The 25,000-nt window shown below is 70.1% G+C and carries 22 protein-coding genes; 1 reads left to right on the top strand and 21 read right to left on the bottom strand.

From position 1 onward, the window contains the following. Positions 1 to 32: 32 nt before the first annotated feature. Both ABD798_RS14665 and ABD798_RS14660 read right to left on the bottom strand, forming a co-directional pair. The gene (locus ABD798_RS14665) at positions 33 to 860 is read right to left on the bottom strand and encodes a helix-turn-helix domain-containing protein (RefSeq protein WP_344874892.1); all 828 of its coding nucleotides are present in this window, start codon (positions 858 to 860) and stop codon (positions 33 to 35) included. Between the two features lie 41 nt (positions 861 to 901). Beyond that, positions 902 to 1,246 carry a peptidase inhibitor family I36 protein gene (locus ABD798_RS14660; protein ID WP_344874890.1) on the bottom strand — a complete coding sequence of 115 codons (345 nt, stop codon included), beginning with the start codon at positions 1,244 to 1,246 and terminating at the stop codon, positions 902 to 904. Between the two features lie 278 nt (positions 1,247 to 1,524). Between ABD798_RS14660 and ABD798_RS14655 the strand changes: the two genes are divergently transcribed. Continuing rightward, entirely contained in the window at positions 1,525 to 2,487 is a 963-nt protein-coding gene (locus ABD798_RS14655; protein ID WP_344874888.1) for an aldo/keto reductase, read from the top strand. On the opposite strand, the gene ABD798_RS14650 is transcribed toward ABD798_RS14655, so the two are convergent. Genes ABD798_RS14650 through ABD798_RS14560 form a run of 19 tightly spaced genes read right to left on the bottom strand, consistent with a single transcriptional unit; the run spans position 2,484 to position 24,999 of the window. Further along, positions 2,484 to 3,938, bottom strand: a complete 1,455-nt coding sequence (locus tag ABD798_RS14650; RefSeq protein ID WP_344874886.1) for an eCIS core domain-containing protein — start codon at positions 3,936 to 3,938, stop codon at positions 2,484 to 2,486. The two genes, ABD798_RS14655 and ABD798_RS14650, sit on opposite strands and share 4 nt — an antisense overlap. Positions 3,939 to 3,960: 22 nt before the next feature. Then, positions 3,961 to 5,403, bottom strand: a complete 1,443-nt coding sequence (locus ABD798_RS14645; protein WP_344874884.1) for a DUF6519 domain-containing protein — start codon at positions 5,401 to 5,403, stop codon at positions 3,961 to 3,963. Between the two features lie 11 nt (positions 5,404 to 5,414). Next, entirely contained in the window at positions 5,415 to 7,547 is a 2,133-nt protein-coding gene (locus ABD798_RS14640; protein ID WP_344874882.1) for a hypothetical protein, read from the bottom strand. Further along, positions 7,547 to 10,828 (bottom strand): putative baseplate assembly protein, encoded by a 3,282-nt coding sequence (locus tag ABD798_RS14635; RefSeq protein WP_344874880.1) that lies wholly within the window; start codon positions 10,826 to 10,828, stop codon positions 7,547 to 7,549. The genes ABD798_RS14640 and ABD798_RS14635 overlap by 1 nt, the downstream gene beginning before the upstream one ends. A 35-nt stretch (positions 10,829 to 10,863) precedes the next feature. Continuing rightward, positions 10,864 to 13,728 carry a putative baseplate assembly protein gene (locus ABD798_RS14630; protein WP_344874878.1) on the bottom strand — a complete coding sequence of 955 codons (2,865 nt, stop codon included), beginning with the start codon at positions 13,726 to 13,728 and terminating at the stop codon, positions 10,864 to 10,866. Further along, positions 13,725 to 14,087, bottom strand: a complete 363-nt coding sequence (locus ABD798_RS14625; RefSeq protein WP_344874875.1) for a GPW/gp25 family protein — start codon at positions 14,085 to 14,087, stop codon at positions 13,725 to 13,727. Before ABD798_RS14625 ends, ABD798_RS14630 begins: the two co-directional genes overlap by 4 nt. Next, positions 14,087 to 14,416, bottom strand: a complete 330-nt coding sequence (locus ABD798_RS14620; RefSeq protein ID WP_344874874.1) for a hypothetical protein — start codon at positions 14,414 to 14,416, stop codon at positions 14,087 to 14,089. The genes ABD798_RS14625 and ABD798_RS14620 overlap by 1 nt, the downstream gene beginning before the upstream one ends. A 10-nt stretch (positions 14,417 to 14,426) precedes the next feature. Then, a complete protein-coding gene (locus ABD798_RS14615) occupies positions 14,427 to 14,957 on the bottom strand; it encodes a phage baseplate assembly protein V (RefSeq protein ID WP_344874872.1) in 531 nt (176 codons plus the stop codon). Continuing rightward, positions 14,954 to 16,081: a hypothetical protein gene (locus tag ABD798_RS14610; protein ID WP_344874870.1), complete on the bottom strand. Its 1,128-nt coding sequence runs from the start codon at positions 16,079 to 16,081 to the stop codon at positions 14,954 to 14,956. The genes ABD798_RS14615 and ABD798_RS14610 overlap by 4 nt, the downstream gene beginning before the upstream one ends. Beyond that, positions 16,071 to 16,433: a LysM domain-containing protein gene (locus tag ABD798_RS14605; RefSeq protein ID WP_344874868.1), complete on the bottom strand. Its 363-nt coding sequence runs from the start codon at positions 16,431 to 16,433 to the stop codon at positions 16,071 to 16,073. The genes ABD798_RS14610 and ABD798_RS14605 overlap by 11 nt, the downstream gene beginning before the upstream one ends. A 4-nt stretch (positions 16,434 to 16,437) precedes the next feature. Next, positions 16,438 to 17,091, bottom strand: a complete 654-nt coding sequence (locus ABD798_RS14600) for a hypothetical protein (RefSeq protein WP_344874866.1) — start codon at positions 17,089 to 17,091, stop codon at positions 16,438 to 16,440. Between the two features lie 40 nt (positions 17,092 to 17,131). Continuing rightward, complete coding sequence (locus ABD798_RS14595) at positions 17,132 to 18,091, bottom strand: OmpA family protein (protein ID WP_344874865.1); 960 nt, start codon at positions 18,089 to 18,091, stop codon at positions 17,132 to 17,134. A gap of 12 nt (positions 18,092 to 18,103) precedes the next feature. Next, positions 18,104 to 19,573 (bottom strand): eCIS core domain-containing protein, encoded by a 1,470-nt coding sequence (locus ABD798_RS14590; RefSeq protein ID WP_344874864.1) that lies wholly within the window; start codon positions 19,571 to 19,573, stop codon positions 18,104 to 18,106. Then, a complete protein-coding gene (locus tag ABD798_RS14585) occupies positions 19,563 to 19,808 on the bottom strand; it encodes a hypothetical protein (protein WP_344874862.1) in 246 nt (81 codons plus the stop codon). Before ABD798_RS14585 ends, ABD798_RS14590 begins: the two co-directional genes overlap by 11 nt. Beyond that, entirely contained in the window at positions 19,808 to 21,823 is a 2,016-nt protein-coding gene (locus ABD798_RS14580; RefSeq protein WP_344874860.1) for an ATP-binding protein, read from the bottom strand. Before ABD798_RS14580 ends, ABD798_RS14585 begins: the two co-directional genes overlap by 1 nt. Then, a complete protein-coding gene (locus ABD798_RS14575; protein WP_344874858.1) occupies positions 21,823 to 23,031 on the bottom strand; it encodes a Pvc16 family protein in 1,209 nt (402 codons plus the stop codon). Before ABD798_RS14575 ends, ABD798_RS14580 begins: the two co-directional genes overlap by 1 nt. Continuing rightward, positions 23,028 to 23,771: a hypothetical protein gene (locus ABD798_RS14570; protein ID WP_344874856.1), complete on the bottom strand. Its 744-nt coding sequence runs from the start codon at positions 23,769 to 23,771 to the stop codon at positions 23,028 to 23,030. The genes ABD798_RS14575 and ABD798_RS14570 overlap by 4 nt, the downstream gene beginning before the upstream one ends. Further along, positions 23,768 to 24,469, bottom strand: coding sequence for a T4 family baseplate hub assembly chaperone (locus ABD798_RS14565; RefSeq protein WP_344874854.1), 702 nt, complete (start codon positions 24,467 to 24,469; stop codon positions 23,768 to 23,770). The genes ABD798_RS14570 and ABD798_RS14565 overlap by 4 nt, the downstream gene beginning before the upstream one ends. Beyond that, positions 24,466 to 24,999 carry a phage tail protein gene (locus ABD798_RS14560; protein ID WP_344874852.1) on the bottom strand — a complete coding sequence of 178 codons (534 nt, stop codon included), beginning with the start codon at positions 24,997 to 24,999 and terminating at the stop codon, positions 24,466 to 24,468. The genes ABD798_RS14565 and ABD798_RS14560 overlap by 4 nt, the downstream gene beginning before the upstream one ends. Position 25,000: the final 1 nt, after the last annotated feature.

The following is a 25,000-nucleotide window of genomic DNA, read 5'->3' as shown; positions in this document are numbered from 1 at the left end:
GGGGGCCTCGTAGGCCGCGCCGCCGGAGAACTTTAGGTCATGGTGGGCCTGGGTACCGAGTCGCGGTGCCCCGGCGGGGAAGTGATCTCGCCCACGGGGCGTTCGCCTAGGTTCACGTAGGCCACCAAGCGCTGGTCCTCGGTACCGGGCAGTACCAGGTTCTCGTAAGCCATGCGGAGTTCTCCGCGTTCCGGGTGGTACCACCGCTCGACACCCGTCAGCTCCGGGAGCGCGCCCGCGTCGGCGTGGCGGCGGCTGAACTCCGCGCCCGCCGTGATCGACAGCTCTTCGGCGAGGGCCGCGGCGTGGAGGTCCCCGAGATCCGCTGCCGCGCGCAGGGCGGCTGCCTGCCCGTCGGCGACGCGGTCCCAGTCCGGGAAGCACGCGCGCGCTCGGGGATCGGTGAAGACGAACCGCGCGAGGTTCTTCTCTCGGAGGAGGCCGACCGCGCTCGCCAGCTCACCGAAGCCGTCGCTCCACGCCAGCAGATCGCCGTGCGCCGCCGCGACGAAGGCCAGGTCCAGTTGGTCGAGCAGCGCGCGCACCGTCGGCCGCAACGGCTCGGGCTCGGCGGCTTGGCAACAGAACGAGCCGTCGGCGATCTTGGCGAGGCGGTGCAGGTGCACGCGCTCGTCCGGTCCGAGGCTCAACACGTCCGCGAGGGCTCCGAGGACCTGGGCGGAGGGCCTGCGGTCGCTGCCGCGCTCCAGGCGGGTCAGGTACTCCACGCTGATGTTGGCCGCCGCGGCCAGCTCCGAGCGGCGCAACCCCGGGGTGCGGCGCGGCCCTGGCTCGGGGTCCTCGGGCGCGGTCGCCTCCCGCCTGGCCCTCAGGAACGTTCCCAGCGCGTTGTCCGGCACGCGCCGAGTCTAGGTTCGCCGCGTTCCCCCGTGTGAGGGGATCAGCACTCGACGTGGACCTTGTCGGCGCGCTCGTTCTCCCAGGACGCGAGGTTGGTCGCGGTGTGCGCGCGGACCCTGCCGACGATCTCGCCGTTGGCGACGTCGAGCAGGCTCATGGCGTTGCCGTGCGTGCGCACGGACGACACCTCGTTCCTGATCCAGCTCGGCAGCTCCCACCACCCGCAGCCAGGAACGTCCCAGCGCGGTCCCGTTCCGTGCCAGCGCTCGTAGACGCAGACCTTGCCCGCCGGGCAGGTCTCGTAGCCCGCGACCGCCGCGTGCGCGGCCGCGTTCCCGCCGACGACGAACGCCAGCGCCAGGCCGATCGCCAGTGCTCTCCGCATCGGTGCTCCCCCATCGCATTCGCTGATCACTTGCTCGGCGACGCTATCCACGCGGACGCGGCCTGCGCGGTCCCCGCAGGCGATGACGAGCGAAAGTCCCGGCCTCGCGCTGGTTCGCCTCAACGTTTTCGTGGAGCGACGCGGCGGCCGGCTCATCCAATAACAGAGATCCCTGAATGACTCATTCAGGGAGTTGAGGTACCTGAAGGAGTCATTCGGGGAGTGGGGGTCCCTGAGAGGGCCTCCCTGGGCGGCGTGCGGGGACGCAGGCTGTCGGCATGCGTTACCGACTGTTCGGCCGGACCGGCCTGCGCGTGTCCGAACTCGTGCTCGGCACGATGACCTTCGACGACCTCGACCGGGCGCGGGAGACGATCGCCGCGTTCGCCGACGCGGGCGGCAACTTCCTCGACACGGCTTCGGCCTACGGGGAGAGCGAGAGCCTGCTCGGCGCGGCGATCGAGCGGCGCGACCGCTTCGTCATTGGCACGAAGTACACGTTGTCGCGCGACGCGGCCGACCCGAACGGCGCGGGCAACCACCGCAAGAACCTGCGGCTGTCCCTGGAGCGGAGCCTGCGACGCCTGCGCACGGACCACATCGACGTGTACTGGGTGCACATCTGGGATCGGCACACGCCGCTGGAAGAGACGATGCGCGCGCTGGACGACGAGGTCCGCGCGGGCAAGATCCTCTACGTCGGTATCTCCGACGCGCCCGCGTGGGTGGTGAGCCGCGCGAACACGCTCGCGGAGTGGCGGGACTGGACGCCGTTCTCCGGCCTGCAGATCCCCTACAACCTGGTGCGGCGCGACGCCGAACGGGAACTGCTGCCCATGGCCGAGGTACTCGGTCTCAGCGTGACGGCATGGAGTCCGCTCGCCTCGGGTCTGCTCTCCGGCGCGGCGGCCCGCCGAGTCGACCCCGCGAAGCTCTCCACCCGCGAGCACGCCGCGCTCGACGCGGTCCGCTCGGTCGCGGCGGAGATCAACGCGACACCGTCCCAAGTGGCACTCGCGTGGCTGAGGCGGAAGTCGCCGTCGGTGTTGCCGCTCGTCGGAGCCCGCAACGCCGAGCAGATCACCGAGACCGCCGTCAGCATCGCGCTGCCCGACGAGGCGATGCGACGGCTGGACTCGGCGGTGGAGTTCGAGCGCGGGTTCCCCGCCGACTTCATCGCGGAGTGCGAGAGGAGCCCGTTCGTCTTCGGCGACACCGCGACCGAGCTCGACGCGCGCTAGATCCAGTCGGCGGTGTCTCCGAACACCTTCAGCGCGCGTTCTAGGAAGGCGTCCTTCTGGACCTTCTCGGGCTGCACGGTGCCCATGAAGGAGTAGTCCTTGCCCGTGCGATCACCGTGCTTGGCCTTGAAGAAGGCGGCCGAGAACAGGAAGGCGTGCTCGGGCCTGGCCGCCTCCCTCGGGTCCGCCTTGATCGCGTCGACCGCGGCCTGGCAGCGGTCCGCCGCCGCGGTGTCGCCCTCGGCGCGGTACTGCTCGGCCGCGCGGTCGAGGACGGCGATCGTCTGGAGGTAGTTGCCCCGGCCGGTGACCTGGACGGCCCCGCGGCCTCGGAAGTCCCACCTGTTCTTCTTCGGGTCCGTCTCCTCGGTCGGATTGATCTCCTTCCGCACCGGCCTGCTCTTCGGGTACTGGAGCTCGAAGAACGCCCGGTCGGTGCCGAGCTTGGTGGGGTCGTCCGCGAAGGCCTGGGGCCGCGACTGGGCCTCGGTGAACCTGCTGAGCGCCCAGGACTCGACCAGCGCGTTGGCGACGAACACCGCCCTCGTCTCGATCACGTCGATCTGGAGCAGGTCGAACGCCTCGTTCATCTTGTCGAGGTAGCTGAGGACCTTGGCGGTGACGTCGGCCTCGCCCATCGACTTCGGCGCGTTGCCGACCGCCTTCTCCTTCCATTTCGGATCGATCAGGGTGAGCTCGCGCTCGGTCACCGGCGGGAGCCCCTGGACGTCCACGGCGCTCTCCTCGATCCAGCCCTTCGCCTTCTTGAGATCGGGAAGGGCGCGCAGCTGCAGGAACCCGTTCTCCGCCGGTCCGACGAGCACCTTCCGCCCGGGCGGCAGGAGGAACTTGTGCTTGCCTTCGGCGCCCGGCTTCGACCGGACGGCCGCGGCCGGCGCCACGACCACGCCCACTCGTGTCCCCGTGTACTTGCGGCCAGCGACCGGTTGGCTGGACGGGGTCAGCGGGTCGATGCCCTTCTTGACCGCCTGGTAGTTGCCCGGTTCCTTGCCGCCGTAGGCCGAGCCCCACGTGGACGCGACCTGGCGGGCCACGACCGGCCGGTGGGCGGCGATGTGACCGCACTCGGTTCCACGCGACACCGCGTCGGCTTGGTACTCGGTGCCGTGGTGTTCGGCGCCGATCTCCAGGTCGGACGGTGGGAGGGCGCCGCGGTGCTGGACCACGTGCGTCAGTTCGTGCGCCAGCAGGCGATCGCCCGCTGCGGAGCCGGGGCGGTACTGGCCGGGAGCGAACGCGATGTGGTCGCCCACGGTGTAGGCGTTCGCTCCCACGGCTCCGGCGGAGTCGGCGGCCTGCTGGTCGGTGTGCACGCGGACCTGGCTGAAGTCCTTGCCCAGGCGCGCTTCCATCACCTGGCGGGCCGTGTCCTCCAGCGGAAGGCCCGGCGTCCGCAGAACGTCGTGGACGATCTGCGGCGCCCTCGTCACGTGTTCGCGGTCGCCGGACACCTCAGGCGGGCTTCCGGGAGCGCTTGGCGGGCTCGGCAGGCTCGGCGGGCTCGGCGACGGGAGCCGCCGGGGTGACGTCCTCGGCCCGGCCCGCGAACTGCTTGCGGTAGTCCAGCTGAGCGCCGGTCATCGGCACGAACGCCAGCGGTGCGTAGTGGTAGGTCACGCCGTGCGCGGGCACGTACGCGGGCCCGGAAGGGTCTTGGGGCCACTGCACGTCGCCGAGCAGAGTGCGCGCGGGGATCAGCCAGTGGTCCCCGGTGGTGTAGCTGCCGTCGGGCTCGAACATGATCCGGATGCCGTCCTCCAGCTCGATCCACTCGCCCTCGACCAGGGTGATCGCGTTGTCGTCGGCCCGGTAGGGCCCGGAGGAGCCGTCCTTCGGCTTCTCCTCGGGGCGCTGGTCCCACCGCCGCAGGAACGGGTGCAGGGTGCGCCGGGTCGCGCGGGGCGGGCCGCTGAGCGTGATCCACTGGCGTTCCGCGTCGATCGACTCGACCTGGAGCAGCGACTCGGACCGCCCGCGCACCGCGTAGGCGTCGTCGACGAACTCGACCCAGTCACCGACGTCGAGGTCGAGCTTGTGGTCGCGGCCGGCCGAGGCGAGCCGGACCTTCTCCCCGGACACGGCGGCCACCGGGAACACGACGGAACCGTTGTCCCGAGACCAGGTGAAGGTCGGCTGGTTCGCGAGCGCGTCGGTGTTGCCGACCTCGCCGCCCCGGTGGATCTCCACCCGGTACAGCTGGTTCTCCAGGCCGCGGTAGCGCGCGTCGGGCGCGGCGCTGCACGGGTTTTCCTTGGCGTCGTTAGGGGTTTTCGCGCTGACCTTGAGGCGTCGGTAGAGCTGCTCGTCGCGCTTGCGCCAAGCCTCCCACTCCGCCAGCACCTTCGCGCGCACGTCCGCGGTGATCTCGTCGAACTTCGTGCCGCCGGGCAGCTGTGGCGTCGCGATCACCTGCCAGCTCACCTTGCCGCGCACGGAGGTGTCCGGGGCGAGGTCGCCGAGCGCGACCTCGCGCAGAGCGGGGTCCTGCACGGAGCTCACCATCCGGTCCCAGACCTTCAGGTAGACCAGGAAAGCCTTGTCGGAGGGCAGTTCCTCGGCGTCGGCCACCCGGTCGAGGTAGCGCTCCGGCTGGGTCCAGAACGTCGTGTCCTCGTCGTTCTCGGCGGGCGAGCCGTCGACGTAGTACCGCCCCTTGGTGATGGTGAAGTCGTTGCGTGACACGGGTTGCGTCGGCAGCTTGACCTCGAAGCCGAGGCTCGCCGCCGGGCCGCCGTGCTGCCCGACCACGTCCGCGACGACCATGCGCAGCAGGTGCTGCTGGATCGCGGCCTGCTCGTTGAGGTCAGCGTCGAGGTTGACCCGGCCCTGCTGGGCCAGCACCCCGGAGTGGTGCTTGCTGCGGTCGAAGGTCGACCGAGAGAAGTCGCCGTGCATCGGAGGTCCCCCTAGGAAACGAAGAAGAGTCCGGCGTCGCAGCCGGCCGGTGTGAACTCGTCGATCCGGGCGCGCAGGTTGTCCTCGCGCTGCGGCTGGAACAGGTCGTGGAACGCGCCCATCTCGGAGCCGTCGTCGGCGCCTCGCCGGACCTCCTCGGAGCAGTCGAGCGCCAGCTGCGCGTACCCCGGTTGGCCGTAGCGCAGGCTGGTGAAACGCGGACGCAGTCTCCCGACGGACTCTGTCGTCTCCGGCTGGCACTCGTGCCGTCGTGGTGTGCGCGAGCCCGGCTCCACCCAGCTGAACCGGATGCAGCCGTCCATCCTGCGCGCGACGCACACTTCGCCGAGCAGAACGCTGTTGTCCACCAAGCCGATCTGGTGCGTTCGTATCCGACCGACCACAGTGGACCGTGCCGCGCTGAACACGGCGTGCGCGTGGCAGTCCTGCGGCGCGGTGAGCGCGTCCAGGTGCGTGGCGGTCGCGTCGAGCACGCTGTCGGACAGGAAGATCGGCAGCGGCTCGGTGCTGACCTCGTTCTGGTTCACCCGGATCGTGCCGAGGACGCTGTGCTCGATCTGCGTGCACGCGGTCGTGTCCACGAGTTCGAGACTGGGTTCCTCTTCGAACGCGGGTTCACAGCGCTGGTCCAGCGACCAGCCCGGCACCAGCGTGCAGTGCCGGATCTGGACCCTGCCCAGCCATCCGCTCACGCACACGCTGCGCCCGGTGATCACGAGCCCGTCGAGCACGACCTCGGGCTTGGCACAGCAGTCCGCGTCCTCCGGCGGGCACTCGGGTCCGCTGATCCGCAGCGCGTCGGGCCGGTTGCTGTACCAGTCGAGCAGCCGCAGAACCGGCCGCTTCCCCTGTGCGGCGCGGAGGACGAGCCGTTCGCCGGGACGCACGTCGAGATCGATCTGCTCCTGGTAGGCACCGTTGTCGCAGATCTCGATGATCGCGTGCGGGTGCTCCTCGCGTTCGCGGTACCACCTGACGACCGCGTCCATGATCCGCCGATGACCCCCGTCACCGCCGACGGAGTAGACCTCCGCGTCACCGGTACTGAGTTCCCGGTGGTACTCACCCCCGCCGATGTCCGCCGAGAAGCCGTGGTGGTATGTCACCCACACCCCGGAGTCCGGTGGGCGCCCGCCGAAGACGAACCGGCCGAGCTCGGGATCGACGGCCACCTGTCCCGGCTTCGGCCGGTAGCCGTCGCCGCTGAGGTTCGCGGGCACGATCGCGCTCAACGGCACCGGGTCTTCCTGATCTCCACGCCAGATGCACAGGCTCTTGCCCTCGCCGTAGTAGTCCGCTGTGCGCTCTTCGAACGCGCGCCTGCGGATGAACGTCGGCACGTTGTCCTCGGCGGCGATGTGCAGAACAGGTGGTTCGGGCACAGGCTTGGTCATCAGGGGGATTTCGTTGCCCAGAATGGAGAACGTGTAGGTGGCGCTCTTGCGCTCCTCACAGTTCGCCGGAGCGTCTGTGACGGAGTACGGGCGCAGCCGCCACAGGAACACGCCGACGTTGGGGATGTTCGTGCGCCCCTGCCGACGCCGCGAGGACGACCGCGACACCTCGACGGTGTGGCTCAGCTCGTCGAACGGACCGGACAGCCCGGCGTGCAGCGTTCTCCCGCCGGAGAGCCGGTCGAGCGCGTCACCGTCGCGCAGGTCCGCCAGGCGGCCCCGGCGGCGGCGCACCGCGTTCATCCCGGCATCGGTGCCGTACAGCCGCACGGGCTGGGTTTGGCTCAGCAGTCGGTAGAACTCGACCGCGCGGGCGGGCCAGGCGGCCACGTCGAGCGCGAGTTGTTCGAGGAGCGCGAGGCTTCCCTTGCGGCGGCGGTTGGCGATCGTGTTCGCGATGTCCCGTCGCGGGGCGAGCGCGGAGATCAACCCGGGCGGCCCCTCCTCACCCGGGCCTTCGAGCGGCCGGTAACCGACCAGATCGCCGATGTAGGGCGCGATCCAGTCCTGGCAGGTCTCGATGAACCAGTTGTCGTAGAGCTGGTCGAGGTCCGCCCCGATCAGCCGCGCCTGCTCCTCGATGACGCCGAGCAGTTCCCGCAGCGGGAACCCGAGTTCCTCGTCCTTGCTCCGGTGCACCGCCGGTAGCAGTTCGTACAGCCTGCTCATCACAGCCTCCGCAGGATCAGCGTGTCCCGGACCGCCGGGTTGAACACCACCAGCTCCGCCGGGGAAAGTCCTTGTGCGACAACGAGCTTCTGCCCGGCGGTCAGCTCGATCGAGATCAGCCCCGGGTTCAGCTCGACCAGCTCGGCCAGGTCCAAGCCGTACTGCTGGGCGACCGAGGTCAACGTCTCCCTTGCCGTCACCACGTGCACCGTGTCCAGCAGGCGCGCGGGGCGCGCCGGGACGACCACCCTCGGCTCCTTCAACCGCTGGGCCAGGTCCACGATCTGCTGCGGGGTGAGCCGTCCCGGGACCCCGTCGAAGACGTCCACATCGACGTGGTCGACGCCCTCGGTGCCCTGGATGACCGAGACGATTTCGCTCTGGTACACCGGCTCCGCCAGCTCCCGCGCGGTGAAGTCGAAGTGGCTCAACAGGTTCTGCCGAACACGCGGTTCCACCTGCTCCCACTCGTGGTCCGGGTGCACCTTCACCCCGGCGCTGAGCACGAGCACGACCAGGTCGCGATTGTCCACCGTGACCGGTAGCCCCAGCTGGCCGAAGTGGCTCAACGAAGCCACCAGCGACCGGTGCAGCCGTGAAGCGGGGTCGATCGGCGCGTCCTTGATCCCGGCGATCGTCACGTGCACGACATCGCGCTGGCCGTCGGAGAGCTCACGAACGCTGGCCTTGCCGATTCCCGCGCGCGCCTTGGTGAAGCTCTCGTAGTCGGCGACGGAGACCAGGCGGTCCAACGCGATCGTCCTCAGTGGAGTGACGCGGCGCGCGTCCGCCGGACCGTCGCCGTCGCCACCACCGGAGGCCGCGATCGGGTTGGTGACACCCGCGACCCCGAGCGGCCTGCTGACCGGCTGAGTGATCGTCTCCGCGTCCACGTTGCCGCCGTTGCCCGCACCCGCGCGGTAGCGGGCTTGCACGTTCTCGGCCCCCGTCGGCAGCCGGGAGCCGTGCACGCCGTCACCGAAGGCCACCGTCGTGGCGCCGCCATCAGCCACCCTGGTCAGGTGTGCGCGCTCCTCTGGGCCGAGCAGGCTCACCGCTTCGGCCTCGTGCCAACGAACTCCGCCGACGCTGACCCGCAGCGTGCTCGTCGCGCCGAGCGGGGTGTCCGAGGGCAGCCAGGTGATCGGCGTGCCGCGCACGGGGAAGCTCTGGTTGGCCTGGCTCGCGTCACCACTGCCGAGCACTTCGAGGCGGCTCTCCCCCTGCGTCGCCTCGACCACGTTGCCGTGCAAGCGAACCGTGTCGCGGTGGTAGGAGTACGCCAGCGGCTCCGCCAGCACCAGCGTGGTCAGCGGTTTGCTGCCCGGGGTCGGTTTGGTGCTGCCCGGCTGGGTGTTCGCCGACTGCTGGACGCCGCCGATCATCACCAGCTCGCTGGCGCGCACCCCGCGCATCCGGCGCGGCAGGTCGGAGCGCTCGCCGGAGACGATCAGGTAGCGACCGCTGCGCAGGTCGGAGTGCAGCTCGGCCAGCTCGATCCGCTTCCCCTTGACGTCGGCCGTCACCGGGTCGCCGAGCGGGGTCAGCGCGTCGGCCTTGAAGCGCACCGAGTACCGCGCGACCTTGGCGAGGTCATCGGCCGGGGCCCGCCAGTCCTTGTCGAGGGTGAGCACGGTGACCGTCGCGGACGCGCGCTGGCCGTTGACAGTGAGCGAGACGAGCTTCTGTTCGACGCCCGTCACCTTGAAGAACGCGTCGTTCCTCGAAGGGTTGTCGCCGCGCGGCTTCTCGACCAGGATCCAGCTGCCGGGCGCGATCCCCTCGTACGGGCCGGAGAGTGCCAGCTCGTTGAGTTTGTCGGCCCCTTCGGGCGCGTACTTCGCCGTTTCCTCCGCTGCGAGGTGAACGCCACCACCACCCGACGGCGGTGTCTTGGGCACGAGGTTCGCGCCGAACACGGTGCCGTTCTGCCGCAACACGTACAGCGTGCTGAGCTTCGGCGGATCGGCGAGTTCCAAACCGCGCCAAGCCTTGTAGAGCGTCGGCCGGAGTCGCGGTTGCGCGGCGGCGATCAACTGCGGTCCGACGTCGGAGCCGGGCGCGAAGGCGTCCTCCACCTTCCGGTCCAGGTTCGACGAGCCCGCGGGCGGACGCGACGGCTCCTTCGTCAAGGGGGAGAGCAACCGGGCGAGGGCGACGACGGCGGTGGGATCGTTGTCCGGCAACGGCTCGCACGTGCACTCGTCCGAGCCGTCGTCAAGCAGCTTGGCTCCGCCGCCACCGCACTCGCAGCCGACCGGGGGCTCACCCGGCGGGCGCACACCCAGCAGGGCCGCCCGCAGCACGAGGAACTCACGGAGGTTCGTGGCGATCCCGGCCGCCGCACTGGTCCAGACGGGGTCCGCCAGCGCGTTGCCCTCGGCGAGCGCGGCCGCCTCCTCCGTCTCGAAGAGGTAGCGCACGAGCCTGTCGAACTTGCCCACCTCGGCACTGCTCGCCAACTCCGCTTGGAGCTTGAGGACCACCTGCGTGTTGACCTGGTCGCTGAAGGTCGTCCGCGCGGTGGTGGGCGCGAGCGCGACGGTCATCGCCGCGACCAAACGCTCCTGCGACGGCACGAGTTCCGCGCCGACGCTGCCGCCCTCCAGTTCGACGACGGTGTGCCCCTGCTCCGCGTCGACCTCGCTGGACCTCACGACGACGCGGTCCGGCGCGGTCGCGGCGAAGCCGTAGTCGAAGAGCAGGCGGTCGCCGCCGGAAAGGTTGGCGGTGACCCCCTTGACGAGGATCTTGCGCAGCGTCGTCGCTTTGCCGGGCGGGACGTCGAACGGGTAGTACTTGCGGACGCCGAGGTCGTTCCACGCGGTCTTCGCGCGGATGTCCTCCGAGGTCTCGAACGCCTGCGGGGAGCCGCCGGCCTCGGGGACGCTGTTCGCCCGCGATCCGGCGGGGATGACGGTGTCCTGGCCGGGATCGAGGTTGTAGGACAGGAAGACGCTCGCGCCGACGGCAGGCCTCGGCCGGTGCCCGACGAGGCGGCCGAGCTGGTCGACCGACCACTGCTCGGTCGCGGTGCGCAGGTAGCCCTCGTTCGCGACGCGCTCGGTGTAGAAGGTGAGCACGTCGCCGAGCACCGCCCACGCGTCCAGCAACGCGATGGAGAAGTCATCGGTGCCGCGCTCGGTCAGCCCGTCCAGCTCGCGACGACTCGCCAGCCTGGCAAGCATCGTGTCCAGGAACGTGCCGTGTGCGCCGACCCGGTACCGCAAGGCACCGAGTCCCGGCCGGTGGTGCACGCGCTGCGGCGTGCGGACGCTCACCCCCGCGCAACCACAGGTGCACCCTGTTCTGGCACTCATCGTCCACCCCCGACGTTCACCTTGAGCACGCCGTTCTCCGGCCGGGAAAGATCGTTGTCGAGCTGCGCGACCTCAAGGTCACCCAACGGCAGCAGGCCGTTCTCCAGCTCGCGGCCGGGCGGCTCGAACTGCCGCTGGAACCTGGTGAGCCACGCGCCCCGCACCCCGGGAACCGCCGCGGCGGCCGCGATGAGCGCGCTGGCGCGGATCGGCGTTCCGAAGGTCAGCCGGTCCGGGTGGAAGAACGCGCGCATCGCCAGCACCACGGCCTCCTGGACGTGCGAGGCGATGTGGTTGGCGTGCACGCAGATCTCCAGCTCGATGTCCAGCGGCACGAGCTTCGCCGGTCCCACGAGCAGATCGTGGCCGATCCGCCGGTACCGCCGGAGGTGATCGCGCACCGCGTCGATCAGCGCTTCAGACGGTTCCGCAGTCGCGCCAACGCTCGATCCTGCAAGCAGATCTTCGGAGAAGGGATCGAGTCCCACCTGGGCCTCGTACCAACTACCGGTCCACCGCAGGCTCGCGGCGGCGCGCTGCACTCCGGGAACCTGACCGGCGAGCGCCGCGTAGTCCTCAGGGACGATCGCGCGCAGCAACCTGAGACGCGGTTCCACCGGGGCCCGGTCGCGGACCTGCCACAGCGGCTCGGGGTCGGTGCCGCCGCGCGCGGGCACCGGGTTGCGCACCTTGCGGATGCCACCGGCGTCGGTGTCGCGGCAGACCACGCGGGTGATCGACTCGCGGCCGATGTTTCCCGCGATGCCGTTGCCGACCCAGTAGTGCGCCACAAGCGTGGAACCGGGTTCCGGCTGGGCCCCGTGCACGCCGTCGCCGAAGCGCAGCCACAGCGTGCCGTCGTCGTCCAGTTCGCCGACGAAGTGCTTGTCGTACGGACCGCTGCCGAGCAGGTCGCGCCTCGGCGTCCACGTGTCACAGCCGTCGGTCAGCACCACGTCCGGCAGCGCCGTCCGCGCGTCCGGCCGGAGCGCGGTACCTGCTGGGCCGAGGAACAACGCTCTGTCAGGGTGAAGCTGATGCCCCAAGTCGTCGTTCCAGGACTGCTCGATCTCCGCGACCGCGCCGTCGTCGAGCACGACACCGCAGCGAGCCCGGCGGGCGAGCATCCGCACCCGGCGGAGCTTGGCGTGCAGCAGCTCGTCGAAGTCCGACAGCAGTCTGACCATGGTGGACAGCGGGTCCTTGCGGATGCGCCGCACCGGTTTCGGCCCGAAGACCAGGGTCAGTTCGGCGATCTCCTCCTTGGTGGGGCGATGCCCGTCCCGCACGGCGGCCCACAGCGCGCGGACGCGCTCGCGCACCTGCTCGGGGATGCGCAGGAGGATGTCCGCCTGCTGCTCGGCGATCTTCTCGTGGTCGCCGAAGGCCGCCCGCTGCGTCACCGGAGAGCGCTTCAGTGCCACACGGAACGGAGTACCGATCGGCGGGTACGCCGGGACCTCGACCGGCTGGTCGTCGCAGCCGAAGCCGTCGCGCGGCGGGCACACCGTCTCGGTCGGGCGCTCCGGAACGCAGATCTCCTCGGCCTCGCCGTCGCACCAGGTGATCGGGCGGCCGTGCTCGGCGAGAACGACGTTGCCGCGGGCGAGGCTGACGTCCTCGACGGGACAGCAGTCGGGCCCCCTGCTGGACAGGCACAACGGGAAGGTCAACGCGTCCTCGGCGGCCCACGTGACCTCCAGCAGCGGCTGGTCGCAGTAGAGCGGGTCGACCGACGGTTCGACGGAGGTGAGCCGGACGACCTGGCGCTTGGCCGGATCGGCGTCGGCCTCCTTCCCGGTGTTCGGGCCGAGGACCTCCTCCAGCAGAAGGAGATCGCCGGGCTCCAGGGAGAGCAGGCGCCGCTCGCACTTCTCGTCCGCCCAGTCGTCCTTCAGCGTCGCCGACGTGCTTCCCCTGGCGATGACGCGAACCTCACCACCCCACGTCCACAGTGGAATCCTGTTGTGCGCCTCGCGAAGCACGAGATCGCCGTCCACCAACGGCCGGTAGACCTCGTAGGAGTCCTGCGGGATCTTGTTCGCGACCAGGTCCCGTTCGCGCAGCGCGTGCCGCCCGTACAGCACGTCCGGGTCGAGCGCGATGAACCGGTAGTCCTCGCGCCGCAGCTCCACCTTGCCGGTCACCGCGACGTGGACCGGTGTCCGCGACGCACAGCCGTCGTGCATCGGGTAGTCCATCAGCCGCACGTGCCTGCGCACGGAGATCCGCTCGCGCGCGGTGCCCAGGTACGCCTCGGTGGCCACGGCGTCCTGCCGGTAGCTGAGCTGATCACCGACGTAGGCGAGCAACTCCACCAGTGTCACGCCGACGTCGGGGACGTGCCGCTCTGTCCACTGTGGAATGGTGAGGCTGAGCCGGTCCAGCATCAGCTGCCGGAAGCTCGCGTAGTCCTTGGCCAGGTAGTCGATCGTGGGCGTCGGCCGTTCAGCGGGCGGGCCCGGCGGCTCCGGCTTGCAGTCCAGGCCGGTCGGGCAGTTCTGCTTGAAACTGAAGTCGATCCGCGCGTAACGCGGGTCGAAGCACGGGTGCGGCCCGCCGGTCGCCGCGTCCACGACGACGAGCGTGTAGGTGGAGAAGTCGCCGGGCCGGTCCACGGTCAACCTGATGCGGTCCTCCAGGTCCGGCTCTTCCGTACCCAGCGAGGACATCGCGGTGACCTGGATGTCGGTGACCCGCCTGCCGCCGAGAACGCGGAAGTTCTCCGCGCACAGGTCCTCGGGCGTCTCACCGAACAGCAGCACGGTCAACGACCGCTGGTCCGCGCTGACGTCGACGGCGTCCACACCGTTGCGGCCACTGGTACGGAGTTTCAACCGGCGAGCGATCCCAGCAGTCATCGGTAACCCCTCTCGAACACTTCGGTGCGGCGCTCGCCGGTCGCGAGGAGCCGGTACACCAGCCGCACGCTCAACGTCGCGTCCTCGGCCTTGACCGTGAAGGACTCCACCACGATCAGGTCGCCGAGGTGTTGCAGCAGCGCGGCGTGCGCGGTCGCCTCCAGCACCGCGGCCAGCTCCGGGCTGTTCGGCGAGAAGACCAGTTCCATGAGCCCGCAACCGAAATCGGGTCGGTTCACCCGCTCGCCCGGCGCGGTGAACAGCAGCTGCTCGATCATGTCGCGGACGTGCCCGGCGTGGTCGACCCGCGCGGTCCGGCCGCGGTGGTCGAAATGCAGCGGAAAGTCGATGTTGGTCATCAGAGCCCCCGTACCCGCGACTGGATCGCCATCACTGTCGGCGGTGCCGGCGGCACGCCGTTGGTCATGCCGTTGCCCGGCCCCAGGGCCGCCTCGTAGAGCACCACCGGCTTGCCCGATGCCTTGACCCGCGTGGAGAAGTTCGCCCACACGACGGTCGTGCACGGCGCGATCAGCAGCGGGCAGACGGTGAACGCGCTGACGACGTCGGCGGTGGCAACGGTCTGGCCGCTGACCCGCACCCTGACCTGCCCCGGCACGGTCACCGTGAGCGGCCCGGCGTGCGGGCAGGTGACGACGGTGAGCTGGTGGAACAGCAGTCCTGGCATCCTCTCCCCCTCACAACACCGTCAGCGCGGGACCGTTGACGCTGACCTGCCCGGCGGGCGTCAGCTCGATCGAGGACGCGCCGCACTTGAGCGTGATCCCCTTCTCCGTCAACGAGATCTCCGACAGCCCGACCTTGAGCGTGATCCCGCCCGCCACAGGCGTGTCGTCGATGACGATCGAGTTCTTCGCCGATGTCGCCAGCACGATCACCGAAGCCTTGGGGCTGGCCGACTTCACCGCGATCGGCGTGTCCAGCGTGGCGTCGCCGCGCCAGAAGCCGGTCCACAGTGGATAGTCGAGGTTGCCGTCAAGGAACTCCACGAGCACACCGGCGCCCTCAAGGCCCCGCATGTACACACCACCACCGGCGAGCGTGGCCATCGGGGTGGACGGCGCGGCCCAGACGCACGGGTCGTTGCCGAGCACCTCGGGCACCGCCACCAGCAGCCGCCCCTTGTTCAGCGGGTCGATGCTGTTGCGCACCACGCCCTGGTAGCGCCCTCGGTACTTCATCGGCTCGGTGCCGTTCATCTGGGTCATGGCTGCACCACCGGACTCAGGGGACCTAGGCCGTCCCGGCTCAACGTGAAGCTCTGCTTGTACTCACCGCGTTTGATGTCACTGGTGACGCTCTTGACGTAGTAGAGACCGTCGTAGGCGATCCCGGCGCCGCGCACGGTGACCAGGCCGCGCGCCTTGAGCACGTGCCCGTAGCGCAGCACGTCGAGCTTGCCCTGACCGCTGATCGCGTCATTGACATTCTGTGCGCGCCCGAGCGCGAGAGCAGCAGCTTCGGCGAAACCTGCCTTATTGGTTTCCTCAAGGGGCTTTTCTCGCAGCGTCACCGCCGGTTTCGGCGCCAGCAACGGTTGGAGCAGGCTGATGTTGGGCACCGGGATGGACACGCCGAGCTTGGTCAGCGGCTCGGTGATCGGCACGGTGTACTGAATCCGGGACAGCCCGTCGTAGCTGAAGCTCAGTGACTCCACATTGGACGCTGTCCCGGAGTTGATCGTCAGCGCGGGTTGCGGGGCCCCGACGCGGATCTCCGGCCCCCAGTAGGCGATGTTGGTGCCTGGAGCCGGTCCTGGCTCGACGTAGAAGGTGTAGCCGGCGTCCTTGGCCAGCCCGCTGACGTAGGCGAGGTCGGTCGCCGACTGGGTCGGGATGCGCTCCATGACGCTGGGGATCACCGGGATGATCGGCGGAACCACCGCGGGGGCGATGCCGTACATCAGGTACTTCGGCTTGGTCAGCGCCTTCAGCACGGCGAGGTCCGCGCGCAGCGCCGGGTAGCACGCGTGCTCGTGCGTGAGGTCCATCAGCAGGCTGAGGTCCTCGCCGGTGACGGTGAACGTCGACCCGGCGGGATCGTTGCTGGGGCTCATGTCCTGGCGGGTGATCACGCCGTCCACCAGCACGTGCGGGAACCCCTTGATGATCGCCAGCAGGATCACCCTGGTCTTCGGGTCGAAGACCCCTGCGGGGATCAGCGCGCCGGTGATGATCGACCGCTTGCTGACCGCGAAGTCCAGCCGGAAGCCGGATCTGGCGCCGGCGCTGGTGATCACCTGGATCGACTGGAGCGCGTCGGTCACCTCGGCGGGGGCCGGGATCACCGCGACCTTGCCGATCAGCAGGCGCACCTGGAGGTCAGTGAACATGGCCGCCCGCCGGTGGGGTGGGCGGCGCTGCGAGGGAGAACCCGGCGGCCGACGCTCCGGGAACCCCTTCCGGCAACGTGATCCGCAGCCTCCGTCCGGTGTGGACGGTCAGCTCCTCGGGTTCGAACGCGCCGTTGCCGTCGGCCAACCGCCACGCCAGTTCGGCGGAGCCGAAGACCTTGTGCGCGATGTGGTCTGGCCGCTCGCCGGGCGCGACCACGTGCTCGCCGATCACCCCGAGGGTGTCCGGCCGGGGCAGGACGCGGCGGCGCACGTAGGTCACGACCCGGCCGTCCGGCAGCGCGATCTCGGCGGTCGGAAGTCCCTGGTATCGACTGGTGATCGAGAACATCGCGTCAGCCTTCCCTCGCCAGCTGGTTCAGCGCGGCGGCTTCGGCGCCGCCGTTGGTGAAGTGCAGTGCGGCCAGGTCCTGCCGCTTCTGGAGGTTGCGCCGGAACAGCAGCCCCGCCGGGTGGGTGAAGCCGACGTCGTCGACGGTGAGCGCGCGGGCGCCGATGGAAGCCTTGGCGCGGATGGGGTTCAGCTCGATGTCGAAGGCCTCCTCGGTGACGCTGAACTCGGTGATCCGCACCGGAACCACGCGGTTGCGTCCCAGTACCAACAGGGTCAGCGGCCCTTCGACGGGCTCGATCTCTAGCACGCCCTGGCCAGCGCGCTCGTCCTCCCGCTCCAGCTGGAACAGGGTCGGTGAGAAGCACGCCTCCAGCGCGGCGAGCACCGGGTGCAGCCCGTGTCTGTCCACTTCGGACCGATCGAGCTGGTCGGCGGCGTCGAACTCCGCGTCGAACTTGTAGCTCTCCTGCGGTGGCCCCTTGAGCCGCAACGCCTCCAGCCGGTCACCCGGCTCGTCCGGTGGCACCTGCGGCTTCATCGTCCTGGTCAGCGTGTCCGGGTTGTACTGGAACACGATCACCCGCCGCGGCCCGCCGGGGTGGGACAGCACGAAGCCGCCGCGCACCACCTTCGGTGAGATCCCTGGAACGCTCACAACCGCCCACCCTCCTCGTCATCGCTGCCGTTCCGCCGCATCAGAAGCTCCCCGTGAGCTGGAAGCTGATGCCGATGTCGGCCGGGCCGACGGTGCTGCGCGCGTAGCTCGGCAGGAACTGGACCTTGACCCCGCCGGCACCGGGAACCGGCAACGAGGGGCTGACCGTTCTGAGCATCCGCACGACGAACTCGCCGACCTCCGGGTCCTGGATCGACCCGACGGTGAGCCCTCCGCCGATGCTCGCGGCCACCGCGCCCAGCGCCACCCACTCACCCGGCTTCATCTTGGCGACCGCCTCGCGCCACCGTTGCTCGGCGACCTGTGTCAGCAGCTCGATCGCCTTGGCCGCGACGGGGAGCTTGGCGGCGGCCTCGAGCGCGTCGCCCGCGTCGGCCGTCCTGGGCTGCTCGGACTCCGTCCCAGATGGGTCCTTGCGCCACAGCGATCCCGGTGCGGGCGTCGGCCCCGGCGGCAGCGTCGGCCGAGGCGGAATCGGCTTCGGCGACGGCGGAGTTCCGAGCCCGATGCCGGGAACCGGTCGCGGTGGCGCGTCGGGAAGACCGTTGAGCACCTTGATCTCGACGCGGCCGTCGTCCTCGCCAGGGACCGTGTCCACGACGAGCGCCCGCGCCGGGACCTTCGCCGCGATCAGCAACCGGCGGATCTCGTTGGCGCGCCGCGATCCCAGGTCCACCGAGCCGTGCCCGACGATGCTGAACCGCATGCCGGGCGTCCTGCTCAGCCAGCTCGTCAGCTGCGCCGCGACGAACTTCGCGTCCTCGCGGTGCGCGGCGGTGACCTTGGCGCCGCCCTCGCCGAAGCCGTCGAACGACGCGATGTTCAGCCGGAGATCGCCGCCGAGCGAGGGCACCGAACTGAAGTCGCCCCGCATCGCTGTCGCGCCGGGCGGGGCCATGACCGGTCCCGTCGGCTTCGGCCGCCATGCCGTCGCGCCGGGGTTCGCCGGTAGCTTCTTCGCCTCGCGCTCATCCCCCATCACACACCCCCTTCAGTTCCCCGCGGCCTTGATCAGATCGGCCTTGACGGTGGCCGGGATGTGCTCGCTGAGCGCGAGCGCGTACTCCATCTCCTCGCGGTTGAGCGCCTCGGCGAGCTTGCGCAGTCGCCAAGGGCTCTTGTCGAACAACTTCTGCTCGCGGGGCGGGAGCGCGCGGATGCGGTCTCCGACCTCGCGCTCCTGGACGTCGAGGTCGTTGAGCAGGGCGTCGATGTGGTGCAGCTGCGGCATGGTGTTGACCCGGTCGAAGGTCTCCCGCAACTGGCTCCCGTACGCCGGGCTCACCTCGGGCATCGGGATCGCCGGATCGGGGGCGGGGGCGCGGTCGACCCGGAACAGGCGGCGCCTGGTCGGCGGGGCGGAGAAGTGGGCGCCGACCCGCATGCCGTACTTCCACCGGTCCTCGGCCCTGCGGATGTCACCGGAGAAGCCGGGCATCTCCCCGCCGACGACGTCGCGGTGGCCGTCGATCGGGAAGCCCTTGATCGTGCCCAGCCCGAAGGCCTTGCCGAGGTTGAGCCGGACTCCCCGGCCCGAGGCCAGCTCGCCGAACTCGTCCTTGGCCTCGGAGTTCGCGCCCATGTACACGCCCTCGATCAGCTGCTGCTCCTCGGCGAGGGTGTTCGCGTCCCACGCGGTCGCGGCGGAACCCTTGAGCGGCTTGCCGTTCCACAACTCGCGCAGCTTCGGCAGGACGTCGTCGAAGATGACCTGGTTGCCCTGCCGGACCATCGTCTGGATGTCGTTGGTGATCGTCGAAAGACCCTCCGGGGCGCCGCCCGTGTCGACGACCTCGGCCGCGCCGCTGGCCACCGCGTACGCGGCGAGCGGCCACTTGGTCTCGTGACCCTTCTTGGTGATCTCCCCGAAGAACCAGCGGTAGAAGTCCCGCCGCTCGGCCACCTGCTGGTAGGCCTCGCGGTTCAGGGTCAACAGGTTGTGCTCGCACGCCTTCTTCCACACGTCCGTCCACTTGAGACGGTCCGACTCCCGCCAGTCGCCGAGCGCGGGCTCCCCGGTTCCTTCAGGAACTTCGCGCCGCTGCACGACCAGCTCGTGCGTGCCACCACCGGAGGACCGCACCGGACTCCCGGTATCGGCCGCTCGCTCGAAGTTGCTGCTGCCCAGCTTGAGTCCGGGCGCGATCTGTTCTCCGCCAACGGTTTCGTGCCGCTGCTGGAGCACGTGCGCCAGCTCGTGCCGCAGCAGGTCCTCGGATCCGGAGCGCCCGTCGCGGAACAGGATGTGGTTTCCGACGGTCGCCGCCTCGGCCCCGAGGTCCACCGCCGCCCGGTGCGCCGCGTCGTCGGTGTGCACCCGCACCTCGGCGAAGTCCCCGCCGAGCCGGGCTTCCATGTGTTCGCGAGTCTCCTCGGGAAGCCGTTGGCCGCCTTGAGCGAACCGGAACGAGCGGTCCTCGTTCTGCACCGCCCGCGCCATCCGCGTGTGCTCACCGGCCATGGCGGATCACCCCGTACACCGATCGCGCGACCGACCTGCCCAGCTCCGCCGGACTCGACAGTCCACTGTGGACTTCGGCGGAGGCCTTGCGCACCTGGTGGTCCGCCCACGACGCACGGCCCGCGGCGAACAGACCACGCAGCTCGGCTTGCACGGCTTCCTGGATCGCGCCGGCGTGCAGCCTGTCGACGCCGTCGAGCACCAAGCGGTCGATGTGCACTTCGATCCGGGTCATCACGCATCACCTGTCCAGGCGAAATCCCTTTCGTGGAACGGGATCTCCAGCTTGCGGAACTCGGTCCGCGCCGCCCGCAGCACCAGCGGCATGGTGATCACGCCACCGTCGCCGGCCGCCAGGAACGCCGCGTTGAGCGCGATGTTGCGGACCATGCCCCCGCTGGCCTGGAGCTGGCTCAGCCTGGCGAAGTCCAGTCCGGAGCTCGGCGCGTGCACGGGGAACGCGCGCTGCCACAGCTCGCGCCGCTGTTCGGCACCGGGGAACGGGAAGTCGATGGTGAACCGCAGCCGCCGCAGGAAGGCGACGTCCAGCGCGCTGCGCAGGTTCGTGGTGAGCACGGCGAGGCCGTGGTAGGCCTCCATCCGTTGCAGCAGGTACCCGGTCTCGATGTTGGCGTAGCGGTCGTGCGCGTCCTTGACCTCGCTCCGCTTGCCGAACAACGACTCCGACTCGTCGAAGAGCAGGATCGCGCCACCGGTCTCGGCCGCGTCGAACAGGCGGCGCAGGTTCTTCTCGGTCTCGCCGACGTACTTGCTCACCACGGCGGACAGGTCGATCCGGTACAGGTCCAGGTTCAGCTCCGCCGCCAGCACCTCGGCCGCCATGGTCTTGCCGACGCCGCTGGGGCCGCTGAACAGCACGCTCACCCCGAGTCCCCGGACGATCCGCTCGCCGAAGCCCCACTCGTCGTAGACGGTGCCGCGGTTGGCGACCTGCGCGGCGATCTGCCGCAGCACGGTCATCTCCTCCTGCGGCAGCACCAGGTCGTCCCAGCCGACCGCGGGTTGCAGCCGCTGTGCCAACGAGTCCAGCCGAGGCCGGGTGCCGTGCAGGCACGCTCGCCACAACCGTTCCCTGCCAACGCCTCCGGCGGCGATCTCCGAGATGGCACCGACGTCCAGCGCGAACTGCCCGGCCAGCTCGCCCACCAGTTCCGCGGGCGCGTCGCCGCCCAGTTCGCCGCGCCACGCCTCGGCGCGCTCCCTTGCCGTCGGGGGCGACACGTCCACGACGACCGTGCGCCTGCCCAACTCCGGCCAGCTCTCCCGCGCGACGAGCACGCTCGCCCCGCCGACCCGGCTCAGGAACCTGGTCACCGGCGAGAACTTCCCGGCCTCCTCGGAGAGATCGCCAGCGTCGAGGTACAGGGCCAACGGCAGCATCATGGCCTCGCGCCGCCACAACCGCGCCAGTTCGTCCAGTTCGGACGGTGCGGTCGGCAGCAGCGACGCCTCCAACCGGTAGGGCACGACGCCGACCTCGATCGCCGCGCGCGCGGCGACGAGGAGCTTGCTCGCCTCGTCCGCGCCGACGAGCTGCACGACCGCGTTGCCGCCGCTGAGCCATTCCTCCCGCAACGCCGTCACCGCGTCCTGTTGCGAGGGTGGCAACGCCGGCGCAGCTCGCGTTCCGAGCGGCGCGACCAGCGGCTCCAACCGGTCGTCGAGGTAGTTCAATCCCTTGAGGTAGTTGACGATCCGCTCCTGCGCCCGCAACGTCGCGGTCACCAGCGGCTGCCCCGCGCCCTGCACGATGTCGAGCAACCGCCACCTGCGAAGCCCTCGGTGCGGTGCGACCACGTCCCATGCGGGCTCCGGCAGGACGCTCAGCGCGAGGCCGAGCGTCGGGTGCGCCATGCCCGCGTTCCCGTGTGCCTGCGCGCACAATCCGCCAAGGGCCGGGTCCAGCTCCATCGCCGCGCACAGCAGCAGCGTGTCCCGTTCGAAGTCGGAGAGCCCGAACAGCCTGGCCACCGTGTGCAGCGCGGGCTCGGGCGAGATAGCGGCGGCCTGCGCGCGTGCGGTGGCGGCCTGCTCCACCTCCCCCGGCGAGACCTTCCGTGATGGTTGCGCCACAACGGGTTTCGGCTTCGATCCCCACCACCGCGTGCGCTGTTCGAGCTGCTGCGGGACCACCGTTCGGTTGTCGATCGCCAGCATCAGCCGCATCCGCAGCCAGGTAAGCGACGCCGACAGGTACCGATCGTTGTTCTGGAGCCAGGCGAGGTCCATCAGACGATCACCACCTTCTGGCTCTCGTCGAACACCGGCGGCTCACCCGGGCGCTTGATGATGATCCGACTGTCCACGCCGTCCACGCGCAGGCGGGTCAGGTAGGCGCCGGGTTTCGCGTCGGCCATCGTGAAGACCAGCGACCTGGTGGCCGTCGTGATCGGCTCCGCGGTGACGGTGTGCGGTCCCACCAACAAGAACGCGCGTTGCCCGGGATGCACGCTGAGCTTGGTGGAGACCGGGATCGTCGCCACTCCGCCCACTCGCGTGATGGTGCTCGGCACCCCGGCGGTGATACCGGCGCCCACTGGCAACGGCACCGAGTTCGTCACCCGCTCGCCGTCCGGAGTGGCGAGGTGCACCGCCGCCGACCACAACCCACCACCGAGACCGGGATCGTTCGGGAACTGCGTCCTCAGTTCGGTGGGGGTCACCGCGATCTGAGTGCCGGACAGCTCGACCACCTTCGGCACCACCGGGTGGGTGAGCCGCAGCGTTGCCGGTCCCGCGTCCAGGTTCAGTCCGCGGAGGACGAACGATTCACCCGCCAGCACGTCGTTCTCGGAGATGTCGGCGGCGGTGAGCAACGGGAACGGCGGGGCGGCGCTGCCCTCGACCACCGGGCCCCGGTCCTCCTTGCCGCGCCGGAGCACCGGCGGCGCGGCCGGGACACCGCGCTCGCTCTCGATCAGCACGATCCGCGCCTCGTAGCCGACGGAGATCCGGTACTGGGTCTGGAAGGCCGACCACAGCTTGGAGATCTCGTCGGTGGAGATCGCGAACGGCGTGATCTTGACCGACTCGACCTGCCTGGCGACGTCGGCGTAGCTCGCGCCGTCGGCCAGGTCCTTGCCGGTGAACTCCGGGAAGTCGTGCAGCTTCCGCATCGCGGCACCGAGTACCACGTGGGCCTGGAGGTCGTTCGCTTCCTTGACGAACGGGGTCACCAGGTAGCGCAGGACCAGCGGCAGCGGTGGCCTCGGGCGCTCGCCCGGCTTGGTGTGCGCGCCGGGGAACGGCTCGTTGCGCCAGTGGCCGTCCACGGTGACCTGGTAGAGGAAGAGGTTGACGATGGAGGTGCTGACCGCAGCCGCGGCCTTGTCCGGCGACTGCACGGTCACGACCGTCGACCCCACACCCCCGACGGCTTCCTGGAGCCGCAGTTGCAGCAGTTCGGTGACGGCCTTGATCGCCTGGTGGTTGCTCATGCCGTGCCACCTCCCCTGCTCCGGAGGTAGTCCTCCAGGCTCGTGGTGGGCTGTCTTCTCGGCGCCGCGCGGCGTTCGGGAGCCTTGTCCGAGGGGGCTTTGACCTCGACGCGGCCGATGGTGATGTGCACCGTCTGCTCGACGGCCTTGGCCCGCCTCGGCACCACCGGCGACTGCGGTCGCGCTGCGGGGAGGACCGGAGTGATCGGCGCGATGACCGGGATCACGGTGTTGACCCCCTGCCGCACAACGGTTTTCTCGACCTGCTGCACAACAGGGATCTCTTGGGGCTTAGCAGCGACCGGTTTCCCTCGCGTGCTCTTCACCGGTGCAAGAGGCTCTGGCGACCGAGTCGCGAGCACTTCCGGTGCGCGCCTCGGCACGACGGCCTTCGGCTCCGGCAACGGCGTTTCCTGGACTGTCCTACGAGGACTCTTCGGCTGCGCAGCTTCTCGCTTCGGCACCTCCGGCAGAGCCGCTCGTGGCGGCGCTGAGGGTTGCGGCCGCACCGGCTGCTCCGCCTTCGGCTCGCGCACCACCACCTCCGGTTCGGCGGCCGCCACGCGTGGCTCCGGCTGAAGGCTCTGCCGTGCAACGGGTTCCGCGAACGGCTCGAATGGCTCGGACGGCTCAGGCGCGGGAACGGGGTCGAAGAGCGAGGGCAGCAGTGGGCGGACGGCCAGCTCGGCGCCGTCACCGAGCAGCCTGCCGACGAAGTCCGGCTGGGGGATCGTGGTCATGTCCGCGCCGCCTCCAGGTAGAACCGCCTGCGGGCCGGACCGACCGAGAGCACTTCGCGCTCGGTCCAGCCGTAAGCGGTCGCCAACTCGTGGATCTCGTACAACAGTCGCCGGGCGTGCGCGTCGAGCACCGCCCACAGGTATCCGGCGATGTCGAACGGCGCGCCCCACTCGTGCTCGCAGGACGCGCAGCTCATCCCGAGCGACACGTCGGCCTGCGGGTCCAGGTCGGGAAGCGCGGCCGCGACGGCGTCGAGCGCCTCCTCCGGCAGCTCCGAGGGAGGCACCGCGCGCTCGCCCTTCCTGGCCGAGCGAACGCACCGCACGAGCAGTGCCCGCCGGTCAGCCGCCGCGAGCAGATCCGCGGTGCTGACCGGCCGCACGTCCAGCTCCACCCCGGCCGCGGTGACCGGGCCGCCCGTTCCGGCAGGCACCCGAAGGTCCACTGTGGACACTTCGGTCTCCAGCCGCCCCTGACACGACGGGCAGGTCACCGAGCACCGCAGCCGCTCACCGAACCAGGACTCGTGCAGCGAGAGCAGGATCGCGTCCCGCCGCCCGAGCGGAAGGTCCCCGGCGGTGCCCCGATCGGCACCGCCGGACTCCGCCAGCACCAGTGCCCTGCCCGCCGCGGTGAGCGAGCAACCCCGCTCCCACAAGGACAGGAGTTCGTCCTCTCCCGGTGACACGGCGATCACGCCGGGTCTTGGAAGCTCGTCTCGGCTGGCGGTCCCTTCGGGCCCTCGTGCACCCAGCCCTCGTTCTCCAGCTTGATGTGCTCGATCAGCACCGCGTTGGCGTTGGCGTCCAGATCGGACAGCGCCTGGTACTCCGACACCCACGCGCGGTGCAGGCTGTAGCTGGAGACCACGCTGCCGCCGTCGTCGAGCACGTCGATCACGAGGTCCCTGCGGAAGGTGGCCAGCGAGGTCGCGACCCCGCCACCGACCCTGCGGAAGCTCCACACCGAGTTGGCCCAGTTGGCGAACTCGGTGTCGAATGTGACTCCGCGCTCCAGGGTGACCGCCTCGTACTCGGTGCGGCCCGGCAGTTTGCGGCTGGTGGTCGGGTCACCGCCCGCGCGGTGCTTGACCACCTCCGTCGAGCGCTTCAACCCGGAGATCTTGCTGACCGCCGCGATGTAGTCGCTGCGGTCGGAGTACCGCACGCGGAACCGGAAGTTCTTGTAGGGATCGACCGGGATTCCCTTGGCTGAGACTTGTGGCATC

Origin of the sequence: Allokutzneria multivorans (genome assembly GCF_039537405.1) — a bacterium.
In the GTDB taxonomy this organism is placed as follows: domain Bacteria; phylum Actinomycetota; class Actinomycetes; order Mycobacteriales; family Pseudonocardiaceae; genus Allokutzneria; species Allokutzneria multivorans.
This window is presented reverse-complemented; position numbering and strand designations above follow the sequence as displayed.

What these genes read in the sequence shown, in the direction of transcription:
- ABD798_RS14660 (WP_344874890.1), bottom strand. Translation starts at nt 1,246, where the DNA reads ATGCGGAGAGCACTGGCGATCGGCCTGGCGCTGGCGTTCGTCGTCGGC.
- ABD798_RS14655 (WP_344874888.1), top strand. Translation starts at nt 1,525, where the DNA reads ATGCGTTACCGACTGTTCGGCCGGACCGGCCTGCGCGTGTCCGAACTC.
- ABD798_RS14645 (WP_344874884.1), bottom strand. Translation starts at nt 5,403, where the DNA reads ATGCACGGCGACTTCTCTCGGTCGACCTTCGACCGCAGCAAGCACCAC.
- ABD798_RS14640 (WP_344874882.1), bottom strand. Translation starts at nt 7,547, where the DNA reads ATGAGCAGGCTGTACGAACTGCTACCGGCGGTGCACCGGAGCAAGGAC.
- ABD798_RS14630 (WP_344874878.1), bottom strand. Translation starts at nt 13,728, where the DNA reads ATGACTGCTGGGATCGCTCGCCGGTTGAAACTCCGTACCAGTGGCCGC.
- ABD798_RS14625 (WP_344874875.1), bottom strand. Translation starts at nt 14,087, where the DNA reads ATGACCAACATCGACTTTCCGCTGCATTTCGACCACCGCGGCCGGACC.
- ABD798_RS14620 (WP_344874874.1), bottom strand. Translation starts at nt 14,416, where the DNA reads ATGCCAGGACTGCTGTTCCACCAGCTCACCGTCGTCACCTGCCCGCAC.
- ABD798_RS14615 (WP_344874872.1), bottom strand. Translation starts at nt 14,957, where the DNA reads ATGACCCAGATGAACGGCACCGAGCCGATGAAGTACCGAGGGCGCTAC.
- ABD798_RS14610 (WP_344874870.1), bottom strand. Translation starts at nt 16,081, where the DNA reads ATGTTCACTGACCTCCAGGTGCGCCTGCTGATCGGCAAGGTCGCGGTG.
- ABD798_RS14605 (WP_344874868.1), bottom strand. Translation starts at nt 16,433, where the DNA reads ATGTTCTCGATCACCAGTCGATACCAGGGACTTCCGACCGCCGAGATC.
- ABD798_RS14595 (WP_344874865.1), bottom strand. Translation starts at nt 18,091, where the DNA reads ATGGGGGATGAGCGCGAGGCGAAGAAGCTACCGGCGAACCCCGGCGCG.
- ABD798_RS14590 (WP_344874864.1), bottom strand. Translation starts at nt 19,573, where the DNA reads ATGGCCGGTGAGCACACGCGGATGGCGCGGGCGGTGCAGAACGAGGAC.
- ABD798_RS14585 (WP_344874862.1), bottom strand. Translation starts at nt 19,808, where the DNA reads ATGACCCGGATCGAAGTGCACATCGACCGCTTGGTGCTCGACGGCGTC.
- ABD798_RS14580 (WP_344874860.1), bottom strand. Translation starts at nt 21,823, where the DNA reads ATGGACCTCGCCTGGCTCCAGAACAACGATCGGTACCTGTCGGCGTCG.
- ABD798_RS14575 (WP_344874858.1), bottom strand. Translation starts at nt 23,031, where the DNA reads ATGAGCAACCACCAGGCGATCAAGGCCGTCACCGAACTGCTGCAACTG.
- ABD798_RS14570 (WP_344874856.1), bottom strand. Translation starts at nt 23,771, where the DNA reads ATGACCACGATCCCCCAGCCGGACTTCGTCGGCAGGCTGCTCGGTGAC.
- ABD798_RS14560 (WP_344874852.1), bottom strand. Translation starts at nt 24,999, where the DNA reads ATGCCACAAGTCTCAGCCAAGGGAATCCCGGTCGATCCCTACAAGAAC.